Here is a 26,727-nt window from a genome sequence, read left to right as displayed (position 1 = left end):
TTCGTGGCCCGGCCGGTGTCACATCCGGCGTCGGCGGCGACGTTTCCAGGGTCAGGAGGTGCGCTCGTGGAGAGCTTCGAGGACGTGATCGGTGCCCGACTGCCGGCACTGCTGCGCTACGCGGCCGTGCTCACCGGGGACCGGGACCTCGCCCAGGACGTCGTCCAGGACGCGATGATCCGCGCCCATGCCCGCTGGACCCGGATCTCACGGATGGACCGCCCGGACCTCTACCTACGCCGCATGATCCTCACCGAACACCTCTCGCTTCGCCGCCGCCGGGCCCGCCGCGCCGCCCTGGACCAGGCCCGCAGGCCCGTCGAGGAACACCGCCCCGACCACGCCGACGGCCACGCCGAACGCGACGACCTGTGGACCCGGCTGGCCACCCTGCCGCCCCGACACCGCGCCGTCCTGGTGCTGCGCTACTACGAAGACCTCTCCGACGGTGAGATCGCCGAAGTCCTCGACTGCGCCATCGCATCCGTCCGCGTCTACCGCGCCCGCGCCCTCGCCACCCTGCGCCTGGACCGGGAACTGGAGGAGACCCGATGAACCCGCGACTGACCCAGGCCCTCGCCGAAGGCGAACGCCACACCCCCGACCCCGACCAGGTCCTCGCCGGCATCCGCGCCGGCATCACCCGCCGCCGCCGGCACCACCGGTACCTCTCGGTCGGGGTGACCGCGCTGACCGTACTCGCGCTCACCGGGACGGCGGTGCTCATCGGCCGGCCCGACCACCGGCCGACCGGCGTGGCGGACGGCTCGCCGGCGAACCCGACGCCCCGCCCCACCGGCCGGCCGTCGGAGGAGCCGGTGACGCCGGTGCCGCCGCAGCAGTGCCGACTGCGCTTCGGCTGGCTGCCGACCGGGCTGGCCAGACCGTTGCGCAGCTGCGGCCCCCGCGAGCAGAGCGTCCTGTACCCGATGGCCGGCGGCCGGTACCTGAGCGTGTCGATCGACCAGTCGGGGTGGCCGGGCCCGGTGAACACCCGGGGGTGGACGCCGCTCACCGTCCACGGGCGGCCCGGGTACCTGGCCGTCCGGGCGACCCGGGCGTTCGTCTGCTTCCCGCTCCCGTCCGGTCGCTGGGTCGACGTCGAGTACGGCGACGGCCAGCCGGGCGGACCGGCGGTGACCGGCCTGGCGGCGACCGCCCGGCGGATCGCCGAGCACATCAGCGAGCAGGACACCGGCCCGATCCGGGTGCCGCTCGCCACCACGTACCTGCCGAAGGGCCAGCAGCTCGCCGCCGTGGGGAACGACAGCAGCCGGTTCACGGTGCGGTACCAGGACGGGTCGGGTCGGAACACCGGAAAGCCGATCACCGGGACCACCGAGGACGGGCTCACCAGCGAGAGCCCTCGGATCGACACCGGCACCGGCTACCGCATCGACTGGTCGTCCGACCCCCGGGACATGCCGTCGGCGGGTGAGCTCGAACGCTACGAGCGGCTCCCGGACATCCAGGGACGCCCCGCCTACCTGCTCAACCAGGGCGACCTGATCGTGGTGGCCGACTTCCACGGTGGATGGTTGTCGGTCGGACTGCATTTCGTGATACGCGACGTGTCGCAGCCAGGGCCGGTTGCGGGCGGGCACCGGAGTCAGCTGGTCCGGATCGCCCAGGGCGTGCGCTGGCTGGGCTGACCCGGGGTGGGGCGGATGCGGCCATCCGCCCCGCCCCGGTCAGTTGCCGCGGAACACGCCGGGCTTCAGCAGGGTGCCGTACGACCGCGCGGCGACCTCGGCCGGCGCGTTGCGCTCGTCGCCGGCGAAGGTCGCGGTGAAGCTGACCCCCCGGTGCTGCGGCCAGCTGGCCGTCAGCCGGCCGTAGCCGTCCACCTCGCCGCAGCTGAGCTGCCGGCGCGCCCCGCCGGAGGGCTGCGCGTACAGGCAGACGGTGCGGTTGCGGTAGGTGGTGCCGAGCTGCGCGGTGACCGTGGTGCCGCGGCCCGAGGACAGCGTGGCCACCTTCGTGGTCAGGCTCAGCGCGGTGGCGGTACGCGAGACCTGCACCGTCTCCGACCGGCTCGCGCCGGGCTGGGTGCCGTTCCCGGCGAAGCTCACCGTGTAGGTGACCGGCCCGCCGACCAGCGGCACGTCGGAGAAGGAGAACTTCCCGGCGGTGTCCGTGGTGACGTCGGCCAGCGGGTGGCTGCCGGTCAGGTCCTGCTTGACCACCCGCAGGGTGCGCGGTGACGACACCTGCGCCCCGGCGAACGACAGCGAGCCGTCGACGGTGAACAGTTTGGTGCGGGGCGTCGTCGCCGGGGCGGCGAGCAGGATGGTGGAGCCGGCCGTGCGGTAGTCGGTCAGGCGGCGCAGGACCGGGTTCTCGTGGTTCTGGTCGGTGGTGACCGCGTAGAGGGTGCGGCTGTCGGCGCCGACCGCCAGGCCCTGGCGCTCGACGTTGTGGCCGGCGGGCAGGTCGTAGCGGCGGACCGGGGTGCCGTCGGGCCGCGCCACGTGGATCGAGTCGGCAGTGGTGCCGAGCACCACGTGGGCCCCGTCGGGAGCGGTCGCCACCGCGTACGGCGAGGTCGCCGAGGGGTACGTGCCGGCGGGCGTGAGGTCCGTCAGGGAGTAGGCCAGGTGGGCGCTCCCCGGCTGCGCGTACTCCGACGCGGGGTCGTCCACGTAGGAGCAGGCCAGCACGACCCGGCTGCCGTCGGCGCTGACCGCGGCGTCCTGGAGAGCGCTGCACGCCTCCGGCGGCACGGCGGCGACCCGTGACGGCGTGCCGGACGAGACGTCGTACAGCGTGGCCCGGGCCGGCAGGCGGACGTTCACGCCGGTACGGTCCAGGACCACCAGCCGGCCCGGGTTGGCCGGGGAGCTGACCAGGAACGGCGCGTCGTAGTAGGTGCCGCCGGCGAGCGGCAGGTCCAGGGCCACCACCGGCGTCGCCCCGCGCACGTCGATCGAGGCCAGCATGCCCTTGCCGGTGCTGCACCCGTACCCGACGTAGAGCTTGCCACCGGCCGGCGCCAGCCACTCCGGGCAACTGCTGGCGCCGAGGCCGTAGCGGGCCTTCTCGGTGAGCGTGGCGGTGTCGATCGCGGCGACCGCGCTGCCCTGGACCAGCGCGACGTAGAGCGTCGCACCGTCCGGGCTCAGCGCCATCCCGGTCGCGCCCGGAAGGTTCGGGATCGTCCGCCGCGCGCCGCCGTTCAGGTCCGTCACCCGCAGGTCGCTGGTGTAGCGGCCCTGGCTGACGAAGAGCTGGCCGTGCGCCGGATCGACCACCAGGTGCGTGAAGTTCTGCAGACCGAGCCCGACCGGGCCCTCCGCGTGCGCCACCCCGGCCGCCAGCGGCGCCACCGCGCCGGCAGCGGCACCGAGCACCGCGACCATCAATCGTGCGACAAGGTTGCCCCGCACGTACGTACCTCCGCCCCCGTGGAAGTCGCCCGGCACCCGCCGGGCATTGGGCAGCAGCCTAGAGGCAAGCAGGACCAGGAGAAAGCCCGAGCAGCGAAGATCATCCGAGTCGGTGGGCAGCGGCCACCGACCGTCCGCCCGGCTGCTCCGCCGAGCCGGGCTCACCGCCCGGACGTGGCCCGGGCCAGCTCGGCGGCCGCCCGGTCCCGCCAGGCCGCGCCGGCGGCCGGATCATCGCGTACGTCGGTGGCCCAGTCGGCGGCGGCCAGCGCGCGCAGGAACCGGTGGAACGGCAGCAGCTCCGTCAGGTGCTCCGCCGTGACCTCGGACTGGTGGTAATGGTCCAGGACTCCGGCGAGGACGGCCGGCGTCGCCAGGCTCAGCACGGCGAGGTCCATCACCGGATCACCGGGCTGAAGCTCCGCCACGTCGATCAGCCGCACCCGCCCGTCCGGCCCGACGACGAAGTGCTCCGCCGCGCCGTCGAGCAGCACCAGCGAACCGGCCCGGCCGGCGACCAGCGGTCGGACCCGCCGGTACCAGCTCCCGGCGGCGCGCACGTCATCGCCTCCGGCCGACCGCGCCCAGCGGTGCAGGGCATGACGGGACCAGCCGTCGATCCAGGTCACCAGGTCCGGGTTGGTCCCGCCGTACGGTGGTCGGGCCGGCAGGCGGTGAACCCGGGTGAGCAGGTCCACGACCTGGCGGCGTACCCCAGGATCGTCGTCGGCGCGGACCGCGCGGCCCGGGGTCCAGTCCAGCACGATGACGCCCGGTGGCCCGTCGCGGACCACCCGGACCCGGGCCACCGGCAGGCCGGCCGCCCCCAGCAGCCGCACCGCGCGGGCCTCGGCCGCGAAGCCGCCCGCCTCGGCGCAGACCTTGACCACCACGTCGCCGGCCCGCGTCACCAGTCGCCCCGCGCGCTGCGCCAGCACCTCCAACGCCCCCGGGGCGACACCCACCTCGGTCGCGGCCCGGCGCAGCAGCTCCCCGGCCGGCACTACCCGGCCTCGTCCAGGTAGCCGACCTCCGGCGAACCGGCGGCCGGGCGGACCTGGTAACCCCAGCGCCGCAGGGCCTGCCCGACCTGCTCCGCGCCGGCCGGGTTCGCCGAGTGCACGTGGACCACGCCGACGTCGTACGGGCGGCCCTCGAACGCGGCCCGTTCCAGCACCTCGACGACCGGCCAGACGGTGTCGTCCCCGCCGAGATCGTGGTCGAGCCACAGTTCGTCCAGCCGCCGGTCGCGGTGCCGCTCCAGCGCCTCGACACCGGCCGCGCTGGTCCGGGCCACCTCCGCGGACCGACCGTCCACGAAGGAGCGGAGGTCGTCGACCAGCAGGATCAGCTTCTCGGTGGTCACCCCGCCATCCTCCCGGTACGGCAGCGACGCCCGCGACCACAATTGGGACACCCGGTGCGGTGGTCTCCGGATACCCTCCGCCCTGTGACGCGCAGGACAGCCCGGGCCGGTGGCCGCAGCTACGTCGGAGTCGTCGACACCCCCGACGGGCCGGTCGTCCCGGTTCCCTTCCTCGGTGTGACCTGGCACGGGCGGGGCGGCGGATACCGCAGACGGCGTACGGTCGCGACCGCCGCCAGATCTGTTCGCCGGGGACTTTCCCGGCGAGCGCCGGGCCCGTGAACTCACCGCGCTGCTGCACGACACGGCGGTCGGTCAGCCGTAGGCGTACCCGCCCCCGGAAAGGATCATGACGGCATGCCGTACGAGTACCCCGACCGGTGTCGGGACCCTTGGCAGACTGCCGCCATGCCGCCGGAACCGAAGTCCTGGACCATCAAGCACTTCTCACTGGCGAGCCAGGCGGGCGTGCCGACGCTGCTACGTCGCCTCGCCGACCTCCTCGACCAACAGCCCGGCATCGAGATTCAGGACGTCGTTCTGCATGATGAGGTCTCTGCCGACGGCGACTGGTGGTCGGCCACCGTCTACTTCCACGAGCCGTCACCCTGACCGAACCCGACGCGCAGGTCGTCACGGAAAAGGGCCGCCTCCCGGTACGGGAGACGGCCCTTTTGCTGGGTGGAGCTGAGGGGATTTGAACCCCTGACCCCCTCGATGCGAACGAGGTGCGCTACCGGTCTGCGCCACAGCCCCTCCGCCGGCGTACCGGCGTCGGTCCCACCCGGCTTTCACCGGGCGGGCCGCGACAAGGCTAACAGCTCACCCCCCTCCCCCGCGAACCACCCCGCCGGATGCGGAGATCTTGGAAGCAGAAGGCCGCCATAGCTACCCAAAAATCCCCAGACCTCCGCAGCGGGGACGCTCAGGCGGGGGCGTAGGTGAGATTGAGGACGCCGGACTTGAAGGTCTCCGACGCCACCAGCCGCAGCGGGTGGGTGGGCGTGTCCTCGAAGAGGCGCTGGCCGTGGCCGACCACGATCGGGTGGACCAGGAGGCGCAGCTCGTCGAGCAGGCCGTTCGCCAGCAGCCAGCGGACCGTGGTGGCGCTGCCGGACATGGCGATCTCGCCCTCGTGCCCCGCCTTGATCTCGCGCAGCCGCTCGGCGGCCGTGTCACCGCCGAGCACGGTGGTGTTCTGCCAGGTCGCCTCGGTGAGCGTGTGCGACAGGACGTACTTGGGCAGCGCGTTGATGAACGGGGCGAAGTCCTGGTCCTCGGTCTGCTCCGGCCAGTACCCGGCCCACTCCTGGTACAGCCGACGCCCCATCAGGAAGGCTTCGGACTGCTGCATCCCCCGGCCGACCGCGGCACCCATCTCCTCGTCGAAGTAGGGGAAGTGCCACTGGTCGGGCCGCTCCACGACGCCGTCCAGCGAGATGAAGAAGTTGGCGACGATCCTGCCCATTGTTGTGCTCCCTCGGGTCGAGCCTGCCGTTCACCATCCCGACGGACGGGCCGGGCCGGATTCGACAGGCCGGCGAAAGAAATTTCGCCGGGCCGGTCGGGGACGGCTCAGGCCCCCCGGCCCGACTGGTAGGGCCGGCCGCGCAGGCCGCCCGCGCGCCGGTAGGAGACCGAGCCGCCACCGGCCGCGGGCGGCAGGTCCGCAGGCCGGTCCAACCCCATCGCGGTACGCCGGACCGCCTCGCGCTGGGCCGCCAGCCGCCGCTGTGCCTCCCGCCGGGCGGCGGCGCGACGGGCCTGCTCCCGGCGCACCTCGGCCTGCCGGGCCGCCAGCCAGGCCGCCTCCCGGGCCTCCGCGCGCCGCCGCCGGCGTTCAGCCAGGGCCCGCTTGCGCAGGTGTACGACGTACGCCACGAGCAGGGCGCCGCTGACCGAGACGCTGATCCAGAACCCGGGGCTCACCAGCACCACGCCGATCAGCTCGACGAAGTTGAGCAGCAGCAGGGCGGCGAGGACCCGGCGACGGCGGTAGACGGCCGGGGTGTGCCGGCGCTTCGGCGGGTGCCGTCGGCGGGACTTGCCGGGGCTCGCCGGGACCGACCGGAGTCGCCCCGACCGGCGGCGCGCCGGGGGCGCGGAGACCGGCGGAGCGAGACTCCCCGTGCCCGCATCCTCACTGAGTGTCACAACGAGCGCGCGGGGCGGATGCACCGGCCGTCGTCCGGGCACGGTGCGACGTCGACGGCGGCGCTGGAGCACCCGGGCCGTCGACTGCGCCCGCTCCGCCACCAGCCGCTCGGTGGCGTCGTACCGGCGGACCAGCGCCGGAGCGAGAGCGAGCAGGCCGGCAGCGGCGAGGACGGCGAGGAGCACCGAGGTCGGCACCCTCACCCCTCCCGTCACCGAATTCGGGGCGAGCGCCGCCTGGCCGCAACTTGTTCCGTCGCCGGTCGTTTACGGCGCAGATCGTGCGGTAGGGCAGCGCTTGCCACAGCTTGCAGTTACTTGAGGTTACGGGCCGCCGACCGGGTTCCCGGGACGCCGCGCCGGGGCGTGACGGGTGGGACGCTTCACCCTCGACTGTCACGTACGCGGTGCCACCGCGCCAGCAGGCCACCCTCGGCGGCCACTTCCTCGCTGGTCATCGCGTATCCGATGTGGTCGCGCCAGGCGCCGTCGATGTGCATGTACCGCACGTGGTAGGCCTCCTCGCGGAAGCCGAGCTTCTCCACCACCCGCCGCGACGGGGTGTTCTCCGGGCGGATGTTCACCTCCACCCGGTGCAGTCCGCCGGGGCCGAAGGCGTGGTCCACGGCGAGCGCCACCGCGGTGGGGATCACTCCCCGGCCGGCCACCCGGGCGTCCACCCAGTACCCGACGTACCCGGAGCAGAACGCCCGGCGCACGATGCTGCCGACGTTGAGGTGCCCGACCAGTCGTTCCCGCCCGTGCTCGCGCAGGCAGACCGCGAACGGCATGCCCTCACCGGTACGCGCCGAGCGGCGCTGGTCGGCGTGCACGAACCGGAAGGCGGACGGCGAGTTCGACTCGTCCCAGCTCCCGGGCAGGTGGGACTCCCACGGGGACAGCCAGCTCCGGTTGGCGCGGCGGATCTCCGACCAGGCCACCGCGTCCGCCCGCCGGTAGGGGCGCAGCACCACGGCACCGTCCACCAGCACCGCCGGCCAGCCCGGCGGGCGTCGGAAGATCACCGGCGCCGGTCCAGCAGGAGCACGTCCACAGTCGAGCCGGCGGCGGCGGTGGTCACCCGCTCACCGAGGACCAGCAGGCCGTTCGCCTCGGCCAGCCCGGAGAGGGTGAACGGCCCGCCGGCCAGCGGCTGGACCGTGTACCCGCCGCCGCGCCGCTCGGCGACGTGCGCGGGACGGAACTCGCGCAGCCCCACCGGCGACGAGACCGTCTCCAGCAGGTGCGCGCGGACGCTGGGCCGGAACACCGGCTCGGCCCCGGCCAGCAACTGGATGGCCGGGCGGGCCAGCACCTCGAAGCCGATCAGCGCCGCGCCGGGCTCACCGGGAAGACACACCACCGGCACCTCCTCGGCGCCGACCGTACCGAACCCGAGGGCCGTTCCGGGATAGAGGGCGACCTCCGTGAAGGCCACCGGTCCGGCGCGACCGCCCTCCCGGCGGGACAGGATCCGGCGGACCATGTCGCCCGGGCCGGTGCCGGTGCCGCCGGTGGTGATGATCAGGTCGGCCCGCAGGGTCTGGTCCTCCAGCAGGCCGCGCAGCCCCTCCGGGTCGTCGTCGCAGATCCCCACCCGGTACGCGAGCGCCCCCGCCTCGGCCGCGGCGGCGGTCAACGCGTGCGAGTTGGCGTCCACCACCTGGCCGGGCTGGCTGCCCCGGCCCACGTCGACCAGTTCGTCGCCGGTGGCCACGATGACCACCCGGGGGCTGGGCCGGACCACCACGTGCCCGATGCCGGTGGCGGCGAAGACCGCCACCAGGGCCGGCGAGACGTACGTGCCGGCGCGGGCGAGCAGGGTGCCGGCCGGCAGCTCCTCACCGGCCCGGCGCACGCCGTAGCCGCGCTTGGGGGCGCGGAAGATCTCCACCGCCGCCATGCCCTGGTCGGTCCACTCCACCGGGACGACCACGTCGGCGGCGATGGGCAGCGGCGCGCCGGCCGCCACCGAGAAGCAGGAGCCGGGGGTGAGCCGCACCGGTCGCCAGCTCGCCGCGCCCAGGTCACCGACCACGTTCAGCCGGATGCTGCGGCCACCCGGCATGCCGGAGGGGGCCGGGACGTAACCCGGGCCCCGGCTCCCCCCGGAGATGTCCTCCCAGCGCGCCGCGTACCCGTCCACCGCCGCCTGGTCGAAGGCCGGGAACGAGTGCGGCGCGACGACGTCCTCGGCGAGGACGTTGCCGTACGCCTGGGTGAGGTCGAGGTCGAGCGGAGGCAGCGCGCGCAACCTGCGCAGCACACTGCCCAGGTAGTCGGCGAGCGGCGTCAGCTCGTTCGCGGCCGCCTCGGCGTCGGCCGTCGCGGTCATGTAACGGCACCGCCGGACGCGCCGCGGACCCCGTCCAGGATCGCCGAGGTGACCGTCTCGTCGCCGTTGTTGACGAACTCGGCCAGCCACTTGCGGAACTCGGCGCCGAGGTCCTCCCGGTCGGCGGCGATCTGCACCACGGTCTGCAGGTAGCCGAGCGGCTGGCCGGTGTCGTAGCGGGTGCCCCGGTAGACGATGGCGTGCACCGGCACCCCCTCGGTACGCAGCAGCTCCATCGCGTCGGTCAGCTGGATCTCGCCACCGCTGCCCGGCCTGGTCCGCCGGATCGCCTCGAAGATCCGGCCCGGCAGCACGTACCGGCCGAGGACGGCCAGGTTGCTCGGGGCGTCCTCCGGCTTCGGCTTCTCCACCATGCCGGTGACCTTGACCACCTCGGCGATGTCGCCGAACTCCGACTCGGCGGGTTCCACCGAGGCGATGCCGTACCGGCTGGTCTCGGCCGAGTCGACCTCGAAGAAGGCGAGCACCACCCCGCCGGTACGGGCCTGCAGCTCCAGCATCGCGGGCAGCAGCGGCTCGGACGGCTTCACGAACTCGTCGCCGAGCAGCACCGCGAAGGGTGCGTCGCCGACGTGCGCCTCGGCGTACCCGACGGCGTGGCCGAGGCCGAGCTGCTCGGGCTGCCGGACGGTGTAGATGTCGGCCAGTTCCTCGGTGCGCTTGACGGCGGCCAGCAGCTCGGGCTTCTTCGCCAGCCGTTCCTCCAGGTCGGGGCGGCGGTCGAAGTGGTCCACCATGGCGGTCTTGCCGCGCCCGGTGATCAGCAGCACGTCGGTGATGCCGGCCTGGGTGGCCTCCTCGACGATGTACTGGAGCACCGGCCGGTCGACGACCGGCAGCAGCTCCTTGGGGACCGCCTTGGTGGCCGGCAGGAACCGGGTGGCCAGGCCGGCGGCCGGGATGACGGCCTTGACCGCGCGGGAGCGACCGGTCGCGGCGGTCGCTGAGGGGTTCGCTGAGTGCTCCGACATGTCGCGAGACTATCGGCCACGGCTCTGCCGCGGCGGGTGAGGACCGGAAGACGCGCCGCCCTGCCCGGTGCCCGCGGCGTCCGGCGTACCGGCCCGGGGCAGTCCGTCGGGCGGGCTCACGGCGGCCGCCACCACGGGTATCTCCTGCGTCGGGGTGGGCTCGGCCGGCCGGGCCAGCCGGTAGCCGTCCCGCCCGGCGGCCTTCGCGGCGTAGAGCGCGTCGTCGGCGGCGTCGAGCACCTGCTGTCCCCCGGCGGCGTGGTCGGGGTAGACGGCGATGCCGATGGAGACGGTCACCGGCACCCGGACCGGCTCCCCCGCGTGGCCGTCCACCGGCACCGGTTGGTCGCGGACCACCGCGCCGAGCCGCTCGGCGACGATCGTCGCGCCCCGCGCGTCGGTCTCCGGCAGCAGCACCACGAACTCCTCGCCGCCGTGCCGGAACGCCAGGTCCACCTCGCGGATCTCGCCGCGTACCCGGCGGGCGAACTCGACCAGCACGGCGTCCCCGGCGGCGTGCCCCCAGGTGTCGTTGACGTCCTTGAACCGGTCCAGGTCGAGGGCGAGGACGCTGAGCATCCGGCCGAACCGGTTGGCGCGCTCCACCTCCCGCCGGATCGACTCCCGCAGGTAGCGGTAGTTCCACAGCCCGGTGAGCGGATCGGTCAGCGAGAGCCGCTGCGCCTCCTCGTGCACCCGGACGTTCTCCACCGCCACCGCCGCGTGCCCGGCGAAGGTGCGCAGGGTGACCAGGTCGTCGTCGTCGAACTCGGCGGCACCGACCCGGTCGTACAGGGCCAGCACGCCGAGCGCGGTGGAACCGGGCGGCGCCGGTTCGCCGTCGGCCGGCGGGTGGCCGGGCCGGTCCGGGCCGCGCCCGCCCAGCTCCGCGGCGCCCGGGGCGGCGAACGGCACCGCCACGTACGTCTCGCAGCTCGGCTCCCCCGCCCCGGCCCGCTCCGGGTCCCACCGGCCGTGCAGCGGCTCCCCGGTGGCGGCCACCGTGCCGACCACCCCCGCCCCGACCGGCACCCGTAGGGCCGCCGGGTCGGCGTCGGGCCCGTCCAGCCCCTCCACGCACCGGCCGACGAGCAGCCCGTCGCCGTCGAGGAGCAGCACGGCACCGGCCCGGGCACCGGTCGCGGCGATCGCGCTGTGCAGGATCACCCGCAGGATGCGTTGCAGGTCGTGGGTGCTGGCCAGGGTGTCGCCGAGCACCGCCAGGTGCCCGCGCAGCTGGTCCCGGCTGGTGGTGAGGGCGGCCACGTAACTGCCGGTCTCCCGGGTCATCCGGTTGAACGCGCCGGCCAACCGGCCGATCTCGTCCCGGCTGCGGACCGGCACCCGGGCGGTCAGGTCGCCGTGCGCCACCCGGTCCACCGCGCCGGCCAGCTCGACCAGCGGGCGGGTGGTCACCCGGGCCAGCCGCCAGGCGGCCGCCACGGCCAGCAGGGCCGCCAGCGCGACCGCGCCGACCAGCGCGGCGTACAGGTGCGGCGGGCGTTCCCCGGGCACCGAGAGGACCAGCGGCAACGGCTGCCCCGGGACCGGGCCGACCCGGCGCACGTACCGGCCGTCACCGGTCTCGGCGACCCGGTCCCCGCCGACCGTGCGGGCGGCGGCCAGCACCGCCTCGCGTACCCCTCGGGTCTCGGTGGTGTGCGTGATCCGGTCGGGGCCGGCGGCGTCGTCGAGGAGGGTGACCGCGACGCCGGTCACCGCGGCGAGCCGGGCGACGAAGGCCGGGTCGACGGGTTGCGCGGCGGCGACCGTGCCCAGGTCGGTGCCGGCCGGGTCGCGCAGCTGGACCCGGGCGGCGAGCGCCCGGACCGGCCCACCGGCCGGCGGGTCGCCGGCGCAGTCCCGCCAGGGTGTCTCCGGGCCGCCGGGGGTGGCGTAGCTGGTCCGGCCGGCGGTGTCGGTGATCGTCACGGCGGCGGCCAGGCCGCGCCCCACCACCTGCGTGGCCGCGCGGGGCCGGGCGGCCGGGTCGGTGACCAGCGCGACCGCGTCGGCCGCCGCGCGCAGCTGCTGGCAGAGGGCGTCCACGGAGGTACGCACCCCGGCCGCCGCCAGGCCCAACCGTTCGGTGGAGCGGCTGCGGTCGAGGGTGGCCATCGTCGAGCCGACGAAGAAGGCGCCGAGCAGGACAGGGCCGAGCACCACCGTGAGGAAGGCCGCCGTCAACCGCCCGCGTAGCGTCAAGCTTCCCCCCGGAAGTTCCGCGCCCCTTGCTGCGATGCTGACACAGAGCGACGGCGAGGCAAGCGTTGCGTCAGGAGTGTTGCGTGCCGGAATTTACTGATGGAGCGGATGTCACGCATGAGGCGAAACGTGAATTGCGGATCGCCCTACTCGCCCGCCGTCGGTCACTGACCGCCGCGCAGCGGGCGGACGCGGCGGCGCGCGTCCGGGCCGAACTGCTCGCCCTGGTACGCCGGCTGCGCCCGGCCCGGCTGACCGCGTACGTGCCGGTCGGCTCCGAGCCCGGCGGCGGCGACCTGCCGGAGGTGCTGCGGGCGGCGCTGGAGCCCGGGGCGGAGCTGCTGCTCCCGGTGCTGCGCGACGATCTCGACCTGGACTGGGCCCGGTACGCCGACCCGCAATCGCTGCGGGCGGCCGGGCGGGGACTGCGCGAGCCCACCGGTCCGCCGCTCGGTCCCGGCGCGGTCGCCACCGCCGACCTGCTGGTCGTCCCCGCGCTCGCGCTCGACCACCGGGGCCGGCGGCTGGGCCGCGGCGGCGGCTCGTACGACCGGGCGCTGGCCCGGGTGCCGGCGGGCGTCCCCACGGTGGCGCTGCTGCACGACGGGGAACTGGTCGACGTCGTGCCGGCGGAACCGCACGACCTTCCCGTCCGGGCGGCGATCACCCCGACGGGCGGGTTGGTGACCCTCGGGGATGTGGGCCGGGGCGCTTCCGCTGGACGAACCCGGGTCCGATGACGCACCATTGGCACTCGGACAAGTCGAGTGCCAACCGGCCGTGCCAGATCCGGAGGAGAACGTGCCCACGTACCAGTACGCCTGCACCGCGTGCGGCCACCAGCTCGAGGCGGTGCAGTCCTTCTCTGACGAGCCGCTGACCGAGTGCCCCGCGTGCGAGGGGCGGCTGCGCAAGGTCTTCAACTCGGTCGGTGTCGTGTTCAAGGGCTCCGGTTTCTACCGGACCGACTCGCGGTCCTCCGGTTCCGACACCGCCGCGGGCACCACCAGCAAGCCGGCGGCGAAGTCCGAGTCGTCCTCCTCGTCGAGTTCGTCGGGTTCGTCGGGCTCCGGCTCGGGCTCCTCGACCTCGTCCTCGACCAGCGCCTCGTCGAGCAAGGCCCCGGCGGCCAGCGCCTCGTCCTGACGCCCGCACCCGAAGAGAGTGGCCGCCCCGTCCGGGCGGCCACTCTCTTTTTCCGCCCCGGCCGGCCTCCCCACGCGCGCCGATCATGCAGTTTGTGCCCGGGCGACGTCCGATCGGCAACTTCTGCCCGGGCAGTAAGTGCAAGATCGACGCGGCTCGTGGACGGCGGGGGCGTGCGGGCGAGGGCGGGGGCATAGCAGGGGTGGGGGGTGGGGCGGGGGTTTTCCACAGGGTGGGGGGTTGTCCACAGGGTGTGGGTGACCGGTGGGGTCGGGGTGGGGAACGCTCCTAGCCTGCTGCCGTCGGAGGTGGCGCGGCGGGAGGAGCACGGGTGGCGGGCGACGAATCCCTACGGCCGGTGCGCTGGCGTGTGCTGCCCCGCGGCGGCACCCTGCTACGGGCGACGTCGGTCGCCGTGCTGCTCGGGCTGGCCGCCACGGTCCTCGCCACACCCGAGGGCTGCCCGCGGTCCGGTCCCGCCCCCGCCACGCCCGGCCCGACCGCCGACCCGCCGCCGAAGGCCCCGACAGGCGCGCTGCCGCTGCCGAGTGGCTCGGTGGGCGTACCGGTCCGGCTGGCCGAGCCGGCCGCGCTCGCCGTGCTCCGCCCCGGAGCCCGGGTGGATCTGCTGCTCGTACCACCGGGCGGGGCGGCCGGGGAGCCGACCCTGCTCGCCACCCGGGCGCTGGTGCTCGACGTGGTGGGTCCCGCCGGGGCGCTCGACGGCTCCTCGGCGCTCTACCTGGCGCTCCGGCCCGAGCAGGCACAGCGGGCGGTCGGGACACCCGAGGGGAGCCGCTTCGCCGTGGTGGTGCGCGAATGACCCGCCGACGACGTCGGTACCGGCACCGGGGCGGAGGTCACTCCCAGTGCGGCGGGCGCTCGGCCAGCAGCCAGTCGTCCCGGCCGCCGGCCCGCTCGCCCCAGCCACGGTCGGTGTCGTCGGTGGTCTGCTCGGGCAGCACCAGGAAGTCGTCGCTGAGCTCGACCACACGCTCGTCGTCGCCACGCCTGCCGGGATCGGTCACGAGCGGCAAGGATACCCGCCGACCGGCCCGGTCCGCCTCGGTGACCCGTGCCGACGCGTCGGGCGGCCGACCGGCCGGGGCGTTGGTAGCGTCGGTCGGCGTGACGACCCCGAGCGGTGGCAGCCCCGAGGACGAGATCTGGCGCGGTCCGGCAGCGGACGGGCCACCCGGCCCCGGTGACCCCGCCGGCCGGCCGGCCGTCGCACAGCCGGAGCCCGGGTACCCGCCCGGCCCCGCCGGGCCGGACGGCCGGAGCGACACCGCCGGCCCGACGGACGACGCAGCCGGCCCCGCCCGGCCCGGCAGCCACAGCGGGACCGGCGCTCCGACGGACCACGTGCCCGGCCCCGCTCGGCCCGGCCACCCAGGGCCGGGGCAGGGCCGTCCCGAACCGTTCACCGGGGCGGGTGCGGGTCAGCCGGAGAGCCCGTGGGCGCGGCCGGCACCCGGCCTCGGCGATCAGGTCGGCGGGCCGACGACGCCGGGCGGCGGGCCCGGCTCCGGCTATGCCGGACCGCCACCCACCACTGCGCCGCCGCCGGGCTGGCGTCCCCCGGTGTACGTACAGCCACCGCCGCCCCGGCACCTGCCGCCGCAGGACATGGCCGCGATGGACCGGTCCGAGCAGCAGGCCCAGCGGCTCACCTACGGGTTCGGCGTGGTGGCCGCGGTGGTGCTGGTGATCCTGACCTGCCTGCTCTGCTCCCGGGTGCTCTTCTGACCGGCGGTCAGAGCGTGCCGCCCCAGACCGCCTCCGCGCCGCTGTCGCCGGTCAGGTAGACGTAGACCAGGGCGAGCACGCCGAACACCGCCACCACTGCGGTGAGCGCCGGGGCCAGCCAGCGGGGCAGGTTGCGGATCCGCGCCCAGCCGCTGGTGACCAGCAGGAGCAGCAGCGCGGCCAGAGCCAGCCCGAAGGTGACGTTCCGCAGCGTCTCGCCGTACTCCGAGTGCTCGTGCACCTTGGCCAGGATCTGCGCCGGGTAGTTCTTCTGCTCCAGCGCCTCCTCGAACGCCTCCCCCGACTCGGTGGCCAGCCAGGCCGCGATCGGGGTCACCACGGCGAGGATCGCCACCGCCCAGTCGAGCCGGGGACGCCAGCGGGGCAGCACCCCGTACGCGACGGAGACCAGCACCAGCAGCGGCACCAGCACCACGGCGGCGTGCACGACCAGGATGTGACCCGGCAGACCGTTGATTTCCCTGAACACCGACACCTCCGGCAGATGGGCGGAACCGCGCGGTCAGCGTACGACGGTGGAGCCGTCGTCGCCGTCAGGCGCAACCCACGCGCGCCGGCCCCGTCCGGTTCACCTGTGGCCCCGGCCACCCCCGATTCCGGGTCCCTTGTCGGCCCCGGACACCCGTGCTGTCATTGACCCATGTCCAGCGGCGAGGAACTGCTCCGGTCCCGGGGCCTGCGGGTCACCCGGCCGCGCCTCGCCGTGCTGGACGTGCTCGCCGCCGGCGGCCACCTGGAGGTCGACGAGATCACCCGTCGGGTCCGGGAACGGCTCGACTCGGTCTCCACCCAGGCGGTCTACGACGTGCTGGGGGCGCTCTCCCGGGCCGGGCTCTCCCGCCGGATCGAACCGGCCGGCTCCCCGGCGCGGTACGAGGCCCGGGTCGGCGACAACCACCACCACGTGGTGTGCCGGGGCTGTGGCGAGATCGCCGACATCGACTGCGCGACGGGCAGCGCCCCGTGCCTCGACCCGAACGTGGCGCACGGCTTCGAGGTGGACGAGGCGGAAGTGACCTTCTGGGGCCTCTGCCCCGGCTGCCAGGCGCGCCGCTCCGCCGACGACTGACCCACCGGCCCGCACGACGGGCGACGGGTGCCCGGCGCGTGGCACTCTTGGGCGGTGGACTCCGAGGACCTCGGTCTGTTCGGCCCCGGGTCGGTCACGTGGAAGGTGCACGAGGAACCGATCCTGATCGTCGCCGGCCTGCGCTCGCTCTACCTCCAGGCGCTGCACCCGCGGGCGATGGCCGGCGTGGCCCAGAACAGCGACTACCGCAACGACGCGTGGGGCCGGCTGGTACGCACCGCCACCTACGTGGCGACCACGATCTACGGCACCACCGCCGAGGCGGAGGCGGCCGGCCGGCGGCTGCGGGCCCTGCACGCCCGGCTGCGTGCCCGTGACCCGTTCACCGGTGAGCAGTTCCGGGTCGACGACCCCGACCTGCTGCGCTGGGTGCACGTCACCGAGGTCGAGTCCTTCGTCAGCACCGCGCGCCGGGCCGGCCTGTCCCTCACCGACGCCGAGGTCGACGGCTACTACACCGAGCAGCGGCGGTCGGCGGCCCTGGTCGGGCTGGACCCGGCCGACGTGCCGGGTACCGCCGCCGAGGTGGCCGACTACTACCGGCGGGTCCACGGCGAGCTGCGGATGACGAAGGAGGCGGCGGAGACCGCCCTGTTCCTGACCGCGCCGCCGATCCCGTGGAAGGTCAGCCGGCCGGTACGGCTCGGCCTCAGCCTCGGGCCGCCGCGCTGGGCGTACTTCGGCGTCGCCGGCCTGGCGATGGCGCTCCTGCCGCCCTGGGCACAGCGGCTGTACGGCGGCCTGGGCCTGCCGACCACCGCGCTGACGGCCGACCTGAGCGCCCGCGCGCTGCGGCTCGCGTTGGCGGCGGTGCCCCGCCGCTACCGGGAGGGGCCGCTGCAGCAGGCCGCGAAGGACCGCGCCGCCCGGCTCACCGCCGCCGCCTGAGTGGGCGGGAGTCAGTCCTGCCCGGTGGCGGGTTCGGCGAGTCGCTCCACGGCGGCCCACGGGTCCTTGCCCGGCGCCTGCGCGCCGCTCGGGCAGCTGCGCCGGTAGTCGCACCAGCCGCAGCGCGGGCCCGGGGTGGTGGGGAACGCCTCGTCGGGGTCCGCGCCGTCGGTGACGGCCCGCTCGGCGGCCATGATGTCCCGGGCGGTCTCCTCCGCCCGGGTGAGCTGCCGCTGCAGCGACTCCTCGGTGTGCTCGTGCGCGGCGACCGTGCCGGTGGGCAGGTGGTGCAGTTCGACCCGACGGCAGGGCCGCCGGAACGTCCGCTCGGCCGCGTACGCGTAGAGGGCGAGGGCCTGGGAGCCGCGCGCGTCGTCGGCGTCCAGCCCGGTGCGACCGGTCTTGTAGTCGACGATGACCAGCTCGGGCCGCCCGTCGGGGCCGGGCCGGGAGTCGATCCGGTCGGTCCGGCCGTTGAAGGCGAGCACGCCGGTCTTGACCGCGACGACCCGCTCCACGCCGATCGGCTCGTCGGCCGGGTCGAGCCCGGCCACGTACGCCTCCAGCCAGGCCAGCGCCCGGCCGAAGGCGTCCCGCTCCTGGGTGTCGTCCCGGTAGCCCTCCCGGACCCAGGTGCCCTTGAGCAGGGTGCCCAGCACCTCGGGGCGGCGGCGGTCGGGGGCCAGCGCGTACCAGTTCTTCAGCGCGGTGTGGACACTCGCACCGAGCGAGTTGTGCGCCCACGGCGGCCCCTTCGGCGGGGCGGGCCGGTCGACGTAGGAGTAGCGGTAGCGGCGGGGGCAGTCCGCGTACGCGCCGAGCTTGCTGGGGGTGCAGACGAAGAGCCGCTCGGGCATCCCCTCGAAGCCGAGCTGCTCGGCCTGCTCGGCGCGGGGCCGGGGCGGCCGGCCACCGGTGGGTCGTCCGGTCGGGGAGGGTCGTCGCACGCCTGAGATCCTGCCATCCCGGTCCGACAGCGGCGCGCCGACCGCGCCGCCGCAACGGTCCGGCGCCGCCGCGCCGCCGGGCGCACCGGGTGCGGGTCAGCGCATGGTGACGTACTGGGTGACGAAGGCGGCGATCGCGTCGGCGATGAGCTGGACCGCGATGGCGGCCAGCAGCAGACCGGCGATCCGGGTCAGCACCTCGATGCCACCCGGGCGGAGGATCTTGACGATGCCGCCGGAGAAGCGCAGCACCACCCAGACCGAGACCATCACCGCGACGATGGCGGCGGCGATGGCGAGGTAGTCGGTGAACCCACCGGCCCGCTGCACGAAGAGCATGGTGGCCACGATCGCGCCCGGACCGGCGAGCAGCGGGGTGCCGAGCGGCACCAGGGCGATGTTCGAGGTGACCTGCTGGCTGGGATCGTCGGCCTTGCCGGTCAGCAGCTCCAACGCGACCAGCACCAGCAACAGCCCGCCGGCGGCCTGCAGGGCGGGCAGGTCGACGTGCAGGTACGCCAGGATGGTCTGGCCGGCCACGGCGAACACCACGATGACGCCGAGCGCCAGCGCGACGGCCTGCCAGGCGGCCCGGTTCCGGTCGCGCGCGGGCAACGGCCCGGTCAACGCGAGGAAGATGGGCATCATGCCGGGCGGGTCGACGATCACCAGCAGGGTCACGAAGACCTCGCCGAAGAGCTTGAGATCCACGCGCACACCGTAGCGGCGTCGCCCGGAGGCTTTCAGCCCGAAGCGACCGGGGTCACCCCGGCGGCCAGCGCGACGAGGCGTTCGTACGCCTCCGGCTCGGTGGTGTGCGCGCCGAGCCGGACCGTCTTGTGCGTGCCGTGGAAGTCCGACGAGCCGGTGACCAGGAGATCCAGCTCGGCGGCGAGTCGCCGGACGTGCGCCTGCTCGGCGGGCGAATGGTCCTCGTGGTCCGCCTCGAGGCCGGCCAACCCGGCCTCGGCGAGCGCCACGACCAGCTCGTCCGGCACGATCCGTCCCCGCCGGCTGGCCCTCGGGTGGGCGAAGACGGGCACCCCACCGGCCGCCCGGACCAGCGCCACCGCCCGGAACACGTCGATGTCCTCCTTGGGCAGCCGGTACCGCTCGCCCAGCCAGTCCGGGCCGAACGCCTCGGTGGTGGTGGCCACCAGTCCGGCCCTGATCAGCGCCTGGGCGATGTGCGGGCGGCCGACCGTGCCACCGGCCGCGCCGGTGAGGATCTCCGCCCAGTCGACGTCGATCCCGTCGGCCCGGAGCAGCCGGACGATCCGCTCGCCGCGCTCCTCCCGGGCCCGCCGGACCCGGGCCAGCTCGGCGGCCAGCTCCGGCTCGGTGGGGTCGAAGAGGTACGCGAGCAGGTGCAGCGGGATCGCCGGCTCGACGCCGTCCCAGCGGCAGGAGAGTTCCGCGCCGCGGACCAGGGTGAGGCCGGTCGGCAACGCGGCCAGCGCGGCGTCCCAGCCCGCCGTGGTGTCGTGGTCGGTGAGGGCCACCACGTCGAGTCCGGCGTCGGCGGCGGCCCGGACCAGCTCGGCCGGGCCGAGGGTGCCGTCGCTGGCGGTGGAGTGGGTGTGCAGGTCGATCCGGGCGGCGGCGCTCACCCCGTCGACGCTACCGCCCGGCGGCGACGCCCACCCGCCGGCGGGCAGCGGCCGGCGGTCAGCGGCCGGCGTCGGCCACCACGACCAGCCGTTCGCCCGGCGTCACCCCGTCGACCGGTGACCCGGTGGCGGCCTCCCCGGCCACCACCCGGTCGGGGCGGACCCGGACCAGTCGGCCGGCGGCGTCCCGGTACAACGCCACCCCGGCGGAGGTCCACACCGCACCGGCGGCCAGCGCCGGCCCGGCCGGGTGGGCCGTCACGGTGGCGTCGAGGGCGCGCAGGTCGACCAGGAGCGCGGCGGTGCGACCGTTGACCAGCAGCCAGCGCCCGTCCGGCGAGACCCCGGCCGGGCTGTCGGTGGCGAGCTGCAGGCCGCAGCCGGTGCGGACCGGGGCGAGGTCGCGGGCCGGGTCGAGCAGCGCCAGGCAGGCACGTCGGGGCGTACCGGTGGAGATCTCGCCGACCACCCGGCCGTCCGGCAGGGTGCCGTAGACGTCCAGCACCTCGGGTCGCACCTTGCCCGGTTGTCCGCCGGCCGACCGGTCCCACAGCCGGAACCCGCCCCGACCGGGCTGCCGGAGCAGGACCGCGTCGGCGGCGAAGCCCACCGGGACCACGCCGGCCGGAACCGCCGCCCGGGTGGTCGCCAGGAGCTGACCGGCGACCAGGCCGGCGGCCCGGACGTCGGCGCCGTCGCGCCAGGCCACCTGCCGTCCGTCGGCGGCGACCGCGATGGCCTCCGCGCCGGCCAGCAGCACCTGCGGCGGGCTGCCGTTCGGCGGGACCCACCAGAGGGTACGGCCGGCCGCGGTGACCGCCGAGGTGACCAGCCAGCCGCCCCGGTCGGGGACGCGCTGCGCCCGCTCGGCGGGACCCACCCCGGTCAGCTCGCGCTGCTCGCCGGAGCTGGTCTCCAGCCGGGAGCCGATCAGCAGGTCCAGCTCGGCCCGGACCGGGCCGGTCGCCGGCCGGGGGGTGGCGGGCAGCGGGGTGGGCGTGTCGCCGCGCGGGTCGCCGAGCACCACGATGGGTGTCTCGCCGTGCCCGGTCGGACCGCCGAGCTGCGCCATCCCGGTGGTGACCAGCGCGGTCGCCACCCCGGCCAGGGCCAGCCCGGCGAGCGCGCGGCGGCGTCCGGTGCGCCGGGCCCGCCGGATGGCGACGCCGGCCGGGTCGGCGGCGAACGGCCGGGACGTGCCGACGCGACCGGCGAAGGTGTCGCGCAGCGCCCGCTCCAGGTCGTCCTCGGTCACGGCCAATGGACGCTCCGAGTGGCCCGTACGGTTGTCGGCCGGCTGCGGCGGGCGGCTCATCGGCTCTCCACCGGGACGGGCCGGGCCACCGACCGGGTGGCCGGCTGAGCGCTGGCCGGCCGGGCACCGGGTCGAGCGGCACCCTGCTGGGCACCGGACCGGGCGGTCGCCGGCCCGGCCCCGGACTCGGCGCGGGACGGCTGGGCGGCGGGTTGGGCGGCGGAGGGCCGCGCAGCGGACCGGTCGGCGGGCGCGGGGCGGCTCGGCACCGGCTCGGCCGGAGCCGGCGGGTCCGCGGGCAGGCCGAGGGCGGCCGCCGAGCCCAGCCGCTTGCGCAGGGTGTTCAGGGCCCGGGAGGTCTGGCTCTTCACCGTGCCCGGGGAGATCTCCAGCAGCGCCGCGGTCTGCGCCTCGGACATGTCCTCGTAGTAGCGCAGCACCAGCACGGCCCGCTGCCGGGCCGGGAGCGCCTGGAGGTGACGCCAGAGCGCGTCGCGGTCGAGCTGCTGCTCGATCTCGTCCACCCCGGCCCGCTCGGGCAGCACCTCGGTGGGACGTTCACCGTGCCAGCGCCGACGCCACCAGCTCGTCGAGGTGTTGACCAGCACCCGGCGCGCGTACGGCTCGATCGCCTCGATGCCGCCGAGCCGCTTCCAGGCCAGGTACGTCTTGGCCAGCGCGGTCTGGAGCAGGTCCTCGGCGGTAGCCCAGTCCCCGGCGAGCAGGTACGCGGTGCGCAGCAGGGCGCTGGACCGGGCCGCGACGAAGTCGCGGAACTCCTCCTCCAGCGGGTCTCTGTTCGCCACCGCGCACCTCCGCACCCCGTCCTGCTTCGCAGGCTGCCACGTCCGGGTGGGTCGGGTCGACGGCAAATGGTGCGCTGTCCGTCCGATGTTCGGACGAAAAGTTTCACGCCCCGTCGTCGGCCTTGGCCTCGTCCGCTTCCTTGCCCAACCGCGCCTCGACGGCCTGCGGCTCGTACATCTCCTCGACGACGCGCAGGTAGAGCTCGTTCGGGTTGGGCAGGTTCTTGATCTCGCGGAGCGCCTGCTCCTGGCCGGCGGACTCCAGCACGAAGGTGCCGTAGTTCAGCGCCCGCCCGGTCGGCGTCTGCTCGTACTTCATGTCGGTGACCCGGACCAGGGGCATCATCGCCACCCGCCGGGTGATGATGCCGTTGACCACCATCACCCGCTTGTTGGTGAGGATGAAGCGGTCGTACCACCAGTCGGCGACCCGCCAGGCGACCCAGCCCATCACCGCGAACCAGAGCAGCACCGCGACGGTGGTCAGCGCCCCGACGTCCCGCCCGGCGAGGAAGCCGGAGAGGTAGCCGAGGACGAAGGTCGCCGCGATGCCGACGATGATCGGCGTGGTCAGGTGGATCCAGTGCCGCTTCCACTCGCCCCGGTAGCGCTCGGTGGGGAACAGGTAGCGGGCGACCAGCGAGCTGGGCTCGTCCTCCAGGGGCAGGACCCGGCGTGGGGCCATCCCCTGCGCGTCGACCCGCAGCCCGAGGAGCTCCTCCTCGGAGATCTGCGGTTGCTGGTAGCCGGCCTCCGGATCGCGGATCCAGGCCCGCCCGGAACGCCCCTCGCCGGCGTAGCCCGGCCCGTCGCCGAAGCCGGCGTCGTCCGACAGGGAGGGACCGTCGCCCAGACCGGGTCCGGCACCGTAGCCGGGGCCGTCGTCGGGACCGACCCGGGGGATGGGCTCGGTGTCCCGCCGCGACCAGTCGGGGTCGTCGGGGTCGAAGGGTGGACCGGAGGGGCTTCCCATCGGCGGCTAGGCGACGAGGTTGGTGAAGAAGTCGCCGAAGCCCTGAGCGATGTCCATGATGCCGCCACCGAGGGACTTGAAGACGTCGGCGGCGGAGTTGGGCCGGTACGCAACAAAGAAGATCAAGAATGCGATGCCGGCCCAGGTGAGGACCTTCTTGACCATAGCGGGCCATCCTCTCGCGCGGCGCCGGGTCCGTTTACCGCAGCGGCACCCAGAGTATCAGCATGGTGTCGTACAGTGAATATCTGCGTCCGTCTTCCGACTTGCCGTGCCGGCCGGTCAGGCCTGCCCGTGCAGGTAGGGGGACGGTGCGCCGTACACGAGTTCGGGCGGAGTCCACTCGGTGAGGTCGTGCAGCACGACTTCTTCCGCGAGGAGGTGACCCGCACTCGCCGGCCAGGCTATCGCATGGAGCCACATTCCCCGAGCCTCGCCGGCGTACGCGCTTCGATCTGTCGGCGAATTCACCAGCCACAGTGGAGTCGGGTGACCGCCCACTTTGATCTTCGCGTGCGGCACCCGCTCGGCGTGACCAGGGCCGGGATCGGCCAGCGCCTCCTCGACCTGCGGCCCCGGATCGGGTCCGGGCAGTCCCGCGAAGCGGGAACCGAGCCCGACGCCGGGCTCCTCGGCGACGAAGAGCAGGTCGGCCGGCCCGCCGTCGAGCGGGGCGGGGCCGGCGCAGGCGACCGCGGTCGCCCGGACCCCGTCCCGGTCGTCCCCCGCCCAGGCCACCCCGGTCAGGGTCCACCCGGTGGGCAGCGGCCACGGGCACCAGAGCGGCACCCCGGCCCGCGGCTCCGGGTCGGTTCCGGCGGCCACCCGCTCCACCACGCTCGCCATGATCTCGGCACTGATGTGCTCGGGCACGTGCAGCGGCGGCACCGGTCCGCACCGCAGGCAGCGGGACTCGCCGTGCATCAGGTCCGGCGCCCGTACCGGCCCGGCACACCTGGGACAACTCACCACGACACTCACCGTCCCACCGTCACCCCGCGCCGCCGGGGCGTCAAGCGGAGCGGCCGGATCGGGCCGGATCGGACGGTTCAGGCCGGGGGCGGCCCGGCGTACGCGCGGATCCAGGCGTGCATGGCGATGCCGCTGGCCACCCCGGCGTTGATCGACCGGGTGGAGCCGTACTGGGCGATCGAGAAGAGCCGCTCGCAGGCCGCGCGGGCGGGCTCGGAGAGCCCCGGCCCCTCCTGGCCGAAGAGCAGCACGCAGCGCCGGGGAAGGGTGCCGGTCTCCAGCGGCACCGAGCCGGGCAGGTTGTCGATGCCGACCACCGGCAGCCGCTCCGCCGCCGCCCAGGCCACGAAGTCCTCGATGGCGGGATGGTGTCGGACGTGCTGGTAGCGGTCGGTGACCATGGCCCCGCGCCGGTTCCACCGCCGCCGGCCGACGATGTGCACCTCGGCGGCGAGGAAGGCGTTGGCGTTGCGGACCACCGTGCCGATGTTGAAGTCGTGCTGCCAGTTCTCGACGGCCACGTGGAAGTCGTGCCGGCGCCGGTCCAGGTCCGCCACCACGGCCTCGCGCCGCCAGTAGCGGTACCGGTCCACCACGTTGCGCCGGTCGCCCTCGGCGAGCAGCTCCGGGTCGTACCGCGGATCGTCCGGCGGGTCGCCGGGCCAGGGCCCCACACCCACGTCGAGCTGGTCGTCGGTCACGGTCTGAAGAGGGTACGGCCCACCCGGGCCGGCGACCGGCGGCACCCCGGTCAGCGCAGCTCCAGCGCGCCACCGAGCCGGTCGAGGAAGCGCCGGTCGGCGGGGGTCGGCTCGACGTCCCCGGACCGGCACACCCGGACCGCCACCGACTCCACCCACTGCCGGTACGCCGCCGAGTCGGCCGGGTCGGCGCGCCGGCGGAGCACCCGTACCGCCGCCCGGGCGGCGGCCAGCAGGTCGACCAGGTCGGTGAGGCGCTCGTCCCGGGTGGTGCCGTCGTGCCGGGCGTAGATCGCGGAGACCACGGCACGGACCAGATCGCTGTCGAAGCCCCGGCCGGCCGCCACCGCGTCCAGCCCGGCCAGCCCGGCGGCGACCCCGCGCGGCCCGCGCCCGGGCCCGGGCGCGGCGGCGGCGACGAGGACCCGACCCGGCAGGTCGGTCAGCAGGTCCCACTCCGCGGCGGAGTAGGCCGCGGTGGTCAGCGGGGCGGGGCGACGCCCGGTCGCGGGCGGCGGCTCGCCGGCGGGGTGGCTCATGGGCACCTCCGGCGTCAGCATATGCCCGCCGAACGGGCGAAGGGCCCCGCTCGCCGGCGGGATCGCCGGGAAGGGGGGCCCTTCGTCGTACGCCAGGGTCAGCGCGGCTCGGGGAAGCTCGGCCGCTCGGGGTCGACGCCCTCGGGCACGGCGGCGGCCGCGTACTCCTGCTTGGGCACCATGACCTTGCGCCGGAAGACGCAGACCAGCGTGCCGTCCTGGTTGTAGCCGCGGGTCTCGACGGCGACCACGCCCCGGTCCGGCTTCGAGGCGGACTCCCGCTTGTCCAGCACGGTGGTCTCGCCGTAGATGGTGTCGCCGTGGAAGGTCGGCGCGACGTGGCGCAGCGACTCGATCTCCAGGTTGGCGATGGCCTTGCCGCTGACGTCGGGCACTGACATGCCGAGCAGCAGCGAGTAGATGTAGTTGCCGACCACCACGTTGCGCTTGAACTGGCTCGCCGACTCGGCGTAGTGGGCGTCCATGTGCAGCGGGTGGTGGTTCATGGTGAGCAGGCAGAAGAGGTGGTCGTCGTACTCGGTGACGGTCTTGCCCGGCCAGTGCCGGTAGACCGCGCCGACCTCGAACTCCTCGTAGTAACGGCCGAACTGCATCTCTGGTCCCCTTCGACGGGCGACGACGGAGTTCGGCACAGCATGCCTTACCGCTTGTTAAGGAGACGACGGGGGCGCTGCCGCTGCGGAAATGTCACAGGGGGCCGACCGACCGGAGACGCAATGAGCGGCGGGGCCCTCCCCGGCACCCGCCGCCCACGCTCTGATGCGAGAGATTCTGCCGCACGGGACCGCACCCCCGACAGAGACGGACATCACATTTATCTTTTTGTAACAATACGGAGAGTAGTTTTTGGTCCCTTGACAAGCGATCTCCGCAGGTCGGATACCCCCTCGTAAACCGCCAAGTTACCGTCTCGTAGCGGGAACCGATCGCGATCTCCTTGGAAACGCTCCCATCACGGCACGTCACGCAAATGCGGCGTGCACTTGCGTTCCGCACGAGGCCGGACGGCGATTACCCTCGATGGATCCGCTCGTCACCCTGCGGGAGCGCGGCGTTTCGTCGCCCGGGTCACGGGAATTCCCGTGGATGGACCCTGGTTCCACAGGTACGTAGGCAATCCGCGCTGATCGGAGAGTGCAATGGCAACGGTTGAGCTGACCACGGCCAACTTTGACGAGGTGACCGAGAAGGACGGGATCGTCCTGCTGGACTTCTGGGCCGACTGGTGCGGTCCGTGCAAGCGGTTCGCCCCGGTCTACGAGCGCTCGTCCGAGAAGCACCCGGAGATCACCTTCGGCAAGGTCGACACCGAGGCGCAGCAGGATCTGGCCGTCAAGTTCAACATCAGCTCCATCCCGACGGTGATGGCCATCAAGGACGGCGTGATCGTCTTCGCGCAGCCGGGCGCCCTCCCCGAGTCCGCCCTCGAGAACCTGATCGAGCAGGTCGAGAAGCTGGACATGGAAGAGGTCCGCAAGCAGATGGCCGCGCAGGGCCACCAGCACTGACCCACCCCGTCCACCCCGACGGCCGGGCCCCGCACGGGGCCCGGCCGTCGTCGTGCCGGGCCC

General features: G+C 74.6%; 31 protein-coding genes and 1 tRNA gene. 10 read left to right on the top strand and 22 right to left on the bottom strand.

The genetic code is table 11. From position 1 onward, the window contains the following. Positions 1-66: 66 nt before the first annotated feature. On the top strand, positions 67-555 hold the full coding sequence (locus GA0070611_RS26020; protein WP_091669765.1) for a SigE family RNA polymerase sigma factor: 489 nt from the start codon (positions 67-69) through the stop codon (positions 553-555). Further along, positions 552-1,652, top strand: coding sequence for a hypothetical protein (locus GA0070611_RS26015; protein ID WP_091669762.1), 1,101 nt, complete (start codon positions 552-554; stop codon positions 1,650-1,652). The genes GA0070611_RS26020 and GA0070611_RS26015 overlap by 4 nt, the downstream gene beginning before the upstream one ends. A 39-nt stretch (positions 1,653-1,691) precedes the next feature. On the opposite strand, the gene GA0070611_RS26010 is transcribed toward GA0070611_RS26015, so the two are convergent. From GA0070611_RS26010 to GA0070611_RS26000, 3 genes are all read right to left on the bottom strand, one after another. Next, entirely contained in the window at positions 1,692-3,386 is a 1,695-nt protein-coding gene (locus GA0070611_RS26010; protein ID WP_157740389.1) for a YncE family protein, read from the bottom strand. A 161-nt stretch (positions 3,387-3,547) separates the two neighbouring features. Beyond that, a complete protein-coding gene (locus GA0070611_RS26005) occupies positions 3,548-4,390 on the bottom strand; it encodes a hypothetical protein (RefSeq protein WP_091669756.1) in 843 nt (280 codons plus the stop codon). Next, positions 4,390-4,752 (bottom strand): cyclic-phosphate processing receiver domain-containing protein, encoded by a 363-nt coding sequence (locus tag GA0070611_RS26000; RefSeq protein ID WP_231921229.1) that lies wholly within the window; start codon positions 4,750-4,752, stop codon positions 4,390-4,392. The genes GA0070611_RS26005 and GA0070611_RS26000 overlap by 1 nt, the downstream gene beginning before the upstream one ends. Before the next feature lie 357 nt (positions 4,753-5,109). On the opposite strand from GA0070611_RS26000, the gene GA0070611_RS25995 reads away from it, so the two are divergent. Beyond that, positions 5,110-5,364, top strand: coding sequence for a hypothetical protein (locus GA0070611_RS25995; RefSeq protein ID WP_231921228.1), 255 nt, complete (start codon positions 5,110-5,112; stop codon positions 5,362-5,364). 70 nt (positions 5,365-5,434) lie between these two features. Here GA0070611_RS25995 and GA0070611_RS25990 read toward each other — a convergent pair. From GA0070611_RS25990 to GA0070611_RS25960, 7 genes are all read right to left on the bottom strand, one after another. Further along, positions 5,435-5,508: transfer RNA gene (locus GA0070611_RS25990), tRNA-Ala, on the bottom strand. A gap of 169 nt (positions 5,509-5,677) precedes the next feature. Beyond that, entirely contained in the window at positions 5,678-6,220 is a 543-nt protein-coding gene (locus GA0070611_RS25985) for a dihydrofolate reductase family protein (protein WP_091669752.1), read from the bottom strand. Positions 6,221-6,327: 107 nt separating this feature from the next. Further along, the gene (gene sepX, locus GA0070611_RS25980; protein WP_197675801.1) at positions 6,328-7,110 is read right to left on the bottom strand and encodes a divisome protein SepX/GlpR; all 783 of its coding nucleotides are present in this window, start codon (positions 7,108-7,110) and stop codon (positions 6,328-6,330) included. Between the two features lie 179 nt (positions 7,111-7,289). Further along, positions 7,290-7,931: a GNAT family N-acetyltransferase gene (locus GA0070611_RS25975; RefSeq protein WP_091669745.1), complete on the bottom strand. Its 642-nt coding sequence runs from the start codon at positions 7,929-7,931 to the stop codon at positions 7,290-7,292. After that, the gene (locus GA0070611_RS25970; protein ID WP_091669740.1) at positions 7,928-9,241 is read right to left on the bottom strand and encodes a molybdopterin molybdotransferase MoeA; all 1,314 of its coding nucleotides are present in this window, start codon (positions 9,239-9,241) and stop codon (positions 7,928-7,930) included. Before GA0070611_RS25970 ends, GA0070611_RS25975 begins: the two co-directional genes overlap by 4 nt. Next, a complete protein-coding gene (locus GA0070611_RS25965; RefSeq protein ID WP_091669737.1) occupies positions 9,238-10,233 on the bottom strand; it encodes a UTP--glucose-1-phosphate uridylyltransferase in 996 nt (331 codons plus the stop codon). The genes GA0070611_RS25970 and GA0070611_RS25965 overlap by 4 nt, the downstream gene beginning before the upstream one ends. 9 nt (positions 10,234-10,242) lie before the next feature. Then, positions 10,243-12,438 carry a GGDEF domain-containing protein gene (locus GA0070611_RS25960; RefSeq protein ID WP_197675800.1) on the bottom strand — a complete coding sequence of 732 codons (2,196 nt, stop codon included), beginning with the start codon at positions 12,436-12,438 and terminating at the stop codon, positions 10,243-10,245. Positions 12,439-12,521: 83 nt separating this feature from the next. Here GA0070611_RS25960 and GA0070611_RS25955 point away from each other — a divergent pair, with 83 nt between their 5' ends. The 3 genes from GA0070611_RS25955 to GA0070611_RS25945 all read left to right on the top strand — a co-directional run bounded on the left by GA0070611_RS25955 (position 12,522) and on the right by GA0070611_RS25945 (position 14,407). Beyond that, positions 12,522-13,178, top strand: a complete 657-nt coding sequence (locus GA0070611_RS25955) for a 5-formyltetrahydrofolate cyclo-ligase (protein WP_091669734.1) — start codon at positions 12,522-12,524, stop codon at positions 13,176-13,178. Positions 13,179-13,218: 40 nt separating this feature from the next. Beyond that, a complete protein-coding gene (locus GA0070611_RS25950) occupies positions 13,219-13,584 on the top strand; it encodes an FmdB family zinc ribbon protein (protein WP_231921227.1) in 366 nt (121 codons plus the stop codon). Positions 13,585-13,915: 331 nt separating this feature from the next. Then, complete coding sequence (locus tag GA0070611_RS25945) at positions 13,916-14,407, top strand: flagellar biosynthesis protein FlgA (protein WP_231921226.1); 492 nt, start codon at positions 13,916-13,918, stop codon at positions 14,405-14,407. A gap of 37 nt (positions 14,408-14,444) precedes the next feature. Here the strand turns inward: GA0070611_RS25945 and GA0070611_RS31405 are convergent, their stop codons facing one another. Next, a complete protein-coding gene (locus GA0070611_RS31405) occupies positions 14,445-14,612 on the bottom strand; it encodes a hypothetical protein (protein WP_167604386.1) in 168 nt (55 codons plus the stop codon). A gap of 556 nt (positions 14,613-15,168) precedes the next feature. Between GA0070611_RS31405 and GA0070611_RS25940 the strand changes: the two genes are divergently transcribed. Further along, a complete protein-coding gene (locus tag GA0070611_RS25940) occupies positions 15,169-15,333 on the top strand; it encodes a hypothetical protein (protein ID WP_197675799.1) in 165 nt (54 codons plus the stop codon). Between the two features lie 7 nt (positions 15,334-15,340). On the opposite strand, the gene GA0070611_RS25935 is transcribed toward GA0070611_RS25940, so the two are convergent. Beyond that, positions 15,341-15,823, bottom strand: a complete 483-nt coding sequence (locus GA0070611_RS25935; protein ID WP_091673451.1) for a DUF2231 domain-containing protein — start codon at positions 15,821-15,823, stop codon at positions 15,341-15,343. A 171-nt stretch (positions 15,824-15,994) separates the two neighbouring features. On the opposite strand from GA0070611_RS25935, the gene GA0070611_RS25930 reads away from it, so the two are divergent. Together GA0070611_RS25930 and GA0070611_RS25925 are read left to right on the top strand one after the other, a co-directional pair. Then, entirely contained in the window at positions 15,995-16,423 is a 429-nt protein-coding gene (locus tag GA0070611_RS25930) for a Fur family transcriptional regulator (protein WP_091669724.1), read from the top strand. A gap of 54 nt (positions 16,424-16,477) precedes the next feature. Then, positions 16,478-17,332 carry an oxygenase MpaB family protein gene (locus GA0070611_RS25925; protein WP_091669721.1) on the top strand — a complete coding sequence of 285 codons (855 nt, stop codon included), beginning with the start codon at positions 16,478-16,480 and terminating at the stop codon, positions 17,330-17,332. 11 nt (positions 17,333-17,343) lie between these two features. Here the strand turns inward: GA0070611_RS25925 and GA0070611_RS25920 are convergent, their stop codons facing one another. From GA0070611_RS25920 to GA0070611_RS25875, 10 genes are all read right to left on the bottom strand, one after another. Beyond that, entirely contained in the window at positions 17,344-18,189 is an 846-nt protein-coding gene (locus tag GA0070611_RS25920) for a RecB family exonuclease (RefSeq protein WP_231921567.1), read from the bottom strand. Positions 18,190-18,375: 186 nt separating this feature from the next. Then, the gene (locus tag GA0070611_RS25915; protein ID WP_091669713.1) at positions 18,376-18,990 is read right to left on the bottom strand and encodes a MarC family protein; all 615 of its coding nucleotides are present in this window, start codon (positions 18,988-18,990) and stop codon (positions 18,376-18,378) included. A 32-nt stretch (positions 18,991-19,022) separates the two neighbouring features. Further along, the gene (locus GA0070611_RS25910) at positions 19,023-19,889 is read right to left on the bottom strand and encodes a PHP domain-containing protein (protein ID WP_091669709.1); all 867 of its coding nucleotides are present in this window, start codon (positions 19,887-19,889) and stop codon (positions 19,023-19,025) included. Between the two features lie 58 nt (positions 19,890-19,947). Beyond that, positions 19,948-21,144, bottom strand: coding sequence for a hypothetical protein (locus GA0070611_RS25905; RefSeq protein ID WP_231921225.1), 1,197 nt, complete (start codon positions 21,142-21,144; stop codon positions 19,948-19,950). A gap of 56 nt (positions 21,145-21,200) precedes the next feature. Further along, positions 21,201-21,950, bottom strand: coding sequence for a SigE family RNA polymerase sigma factor (locus tag GA0070611_RS25900; RefSeq protein ID WP_231921224.1), 750 nt, complete (start codon positions 21,948-21,950; stop codon positions 21,201-21,203). Positions 21,951-22,053: 103 nt separating this feature from the next. Further along, positions 22,054-22,923, bottom strand: coding sequence for a PH domain-containing protein (locus tag GA0070611_RS25895; RefSeq protein WP_091669701.1), 870 nt, complete (start codon positions 22,921-22,923; stop codon positions 22,054-22,056). A 282-nt stretch (positions 22,924-23,205) separates the two neighbouring features. Then, positions 23,206-23,904, bottom strand: coding sequence for a DUF6758 family protein (locus tag GA0070611_RS25890; RefSeq protein ID WP_331715314.1), 699 nt, complete (start codon positions 23,902-23,904; stop codon positions 23,206-23,208). A 68-nt stretch (positions 23,905-23,972) separates the two neighbouring features. Further along, a complete protein-coding gene (locus GA0070611_RS25885; RefSeq protein WP_091673448.1) occupies positions 23,973-24,596 on the bottom strand; it encodes a TrmH family RNA methyltransferase in 624 nt (207 codons plus the stop codon). Between the two features lie 50 nt (positions 24,597-24,646). Further along, complete coding sequence (locus GA0070611_RS25880) at positions 24,647-25,135, bottom strand: hypothetical protein (protein ID WP_091673446.1); 489 nt, start codon at positions 25,133-25,135, stop codon at positions 24,647-24,649. Positions 25,136-25,233: 98 nt separating this feature from the next. Next, positions 25,234-25,749: a MaoC family dehydratase gene (locus tag GA0070611_RS25875; RefSeq protein ID WP_091669695.1), complete on the bottom strand. Its 516-nt coding sequence runs from the start codon at positions 25,747-25,749 to the stop codon at positions 25,234-25,236. 546 nt (positions 25,750-26,295) lie between these two features. Between GA0070611_RS25875 and trxA the strand changes: the two genes are divergently transcribed. Further along, entirely contained in the window at positions 26,296-26,664 is a 369-nt protein-coding gene (gene trxA, locus GA0070611_RS25870) for a thioredoxin (RefSeq protein WP_091669692.1), read from the top strand. The last annotated feature ends 63 nt before the right edge of the window (positions 26,665-26,727 follow it).

The organism is Micromonospora auratinigra, assembly GCF_900089595.1.
GTDB lineage: Bacteria > Actinomycetota > Actinomycetes > Mycobacteriales > Micromonosporaceae > Micromonospora > Micromonospora auratinigra.
This window is presented reverse-complemented; position numbering and strand designations above follow the sequence as displayed.

Coding starts and splice junctions, on each gene's coding strand:
- GA0070611_RS26015 (WP_091669762.1), top strand. CDS start 552: ATGAACCCGCGACTGACCCAGGCCCTCGCCGAAGGCGAACGCCACACC.
- GA0070611_RS25995 (WP_231921228.1), top strand. CDS start 5,110: ATGCCGTACGAGTACCCCGACCGGTGTCGGGACCCTTGGCAGACTGCC.
- GA0070611_RS25985 (WP_091669752.1), bottom strand. CDS start 6,220: ATGGGCAGGATCGTCGCCAACTTCTTCATCTCGCTGGACGGCGTCGTG.
- GA0070611_RS25970 (WP_091669740.1), bottom strand. CDS start 9,241: ATGACCGCGACGGCCGACGCCGAGGCGGCCGCGAACGAGCTGACGCCG.
- GA0070611_RS25965 (WP_091669737.1), bottom strand. CDS start 10,233: ATGTCGGAGCACTCAGCGAACCCCTCAGCGACCGCCGCGACCGGTCGC.
- GA0070611_RS25930 (WP_091669724.1), top strand. CDS start 15,995: ATGTCCAGCGGCGAGGAACTGCTCCGGTCCCGGGGCCTGCGGGTCACC.
- GA0070611_RS25920 (WP_231921567.1), bottom strand. CDS start 18,189: ATGCCCGAGCGGCTCTTCGTCTGCACCCCCAGCAAGCTCGGCGCGTAC.
- GA0070611_RS25895 (WP_091669701.1), bottom strand. CDS start 22,923: ATGGGAAGCCCCTCCGGTCCACCCTTCGACCCCGACGACCCCGACTGG.
- GA0070611_RS25880 (WP_091673446.1), bottom strand. CDS start 25,135: ATGAGCCACCCCGCCGGCGAGCCGCCGCCCGCGACCGGGCGTCGCCCC.
- GA0070611_RS25875 (WP_091669695.1), bottom strand. CDS start 25,749: ATGCAGTTCGGCCGTTACTACGAGGAGTTCGAGGTCGGCGCGGTCTAC.
- trxA (WP_091669692.1), top strand. CDS start 26,296: ATGGCAACGGTTGAGCTGACCACGGCCAACTTTGACGAGGTGACCGAG.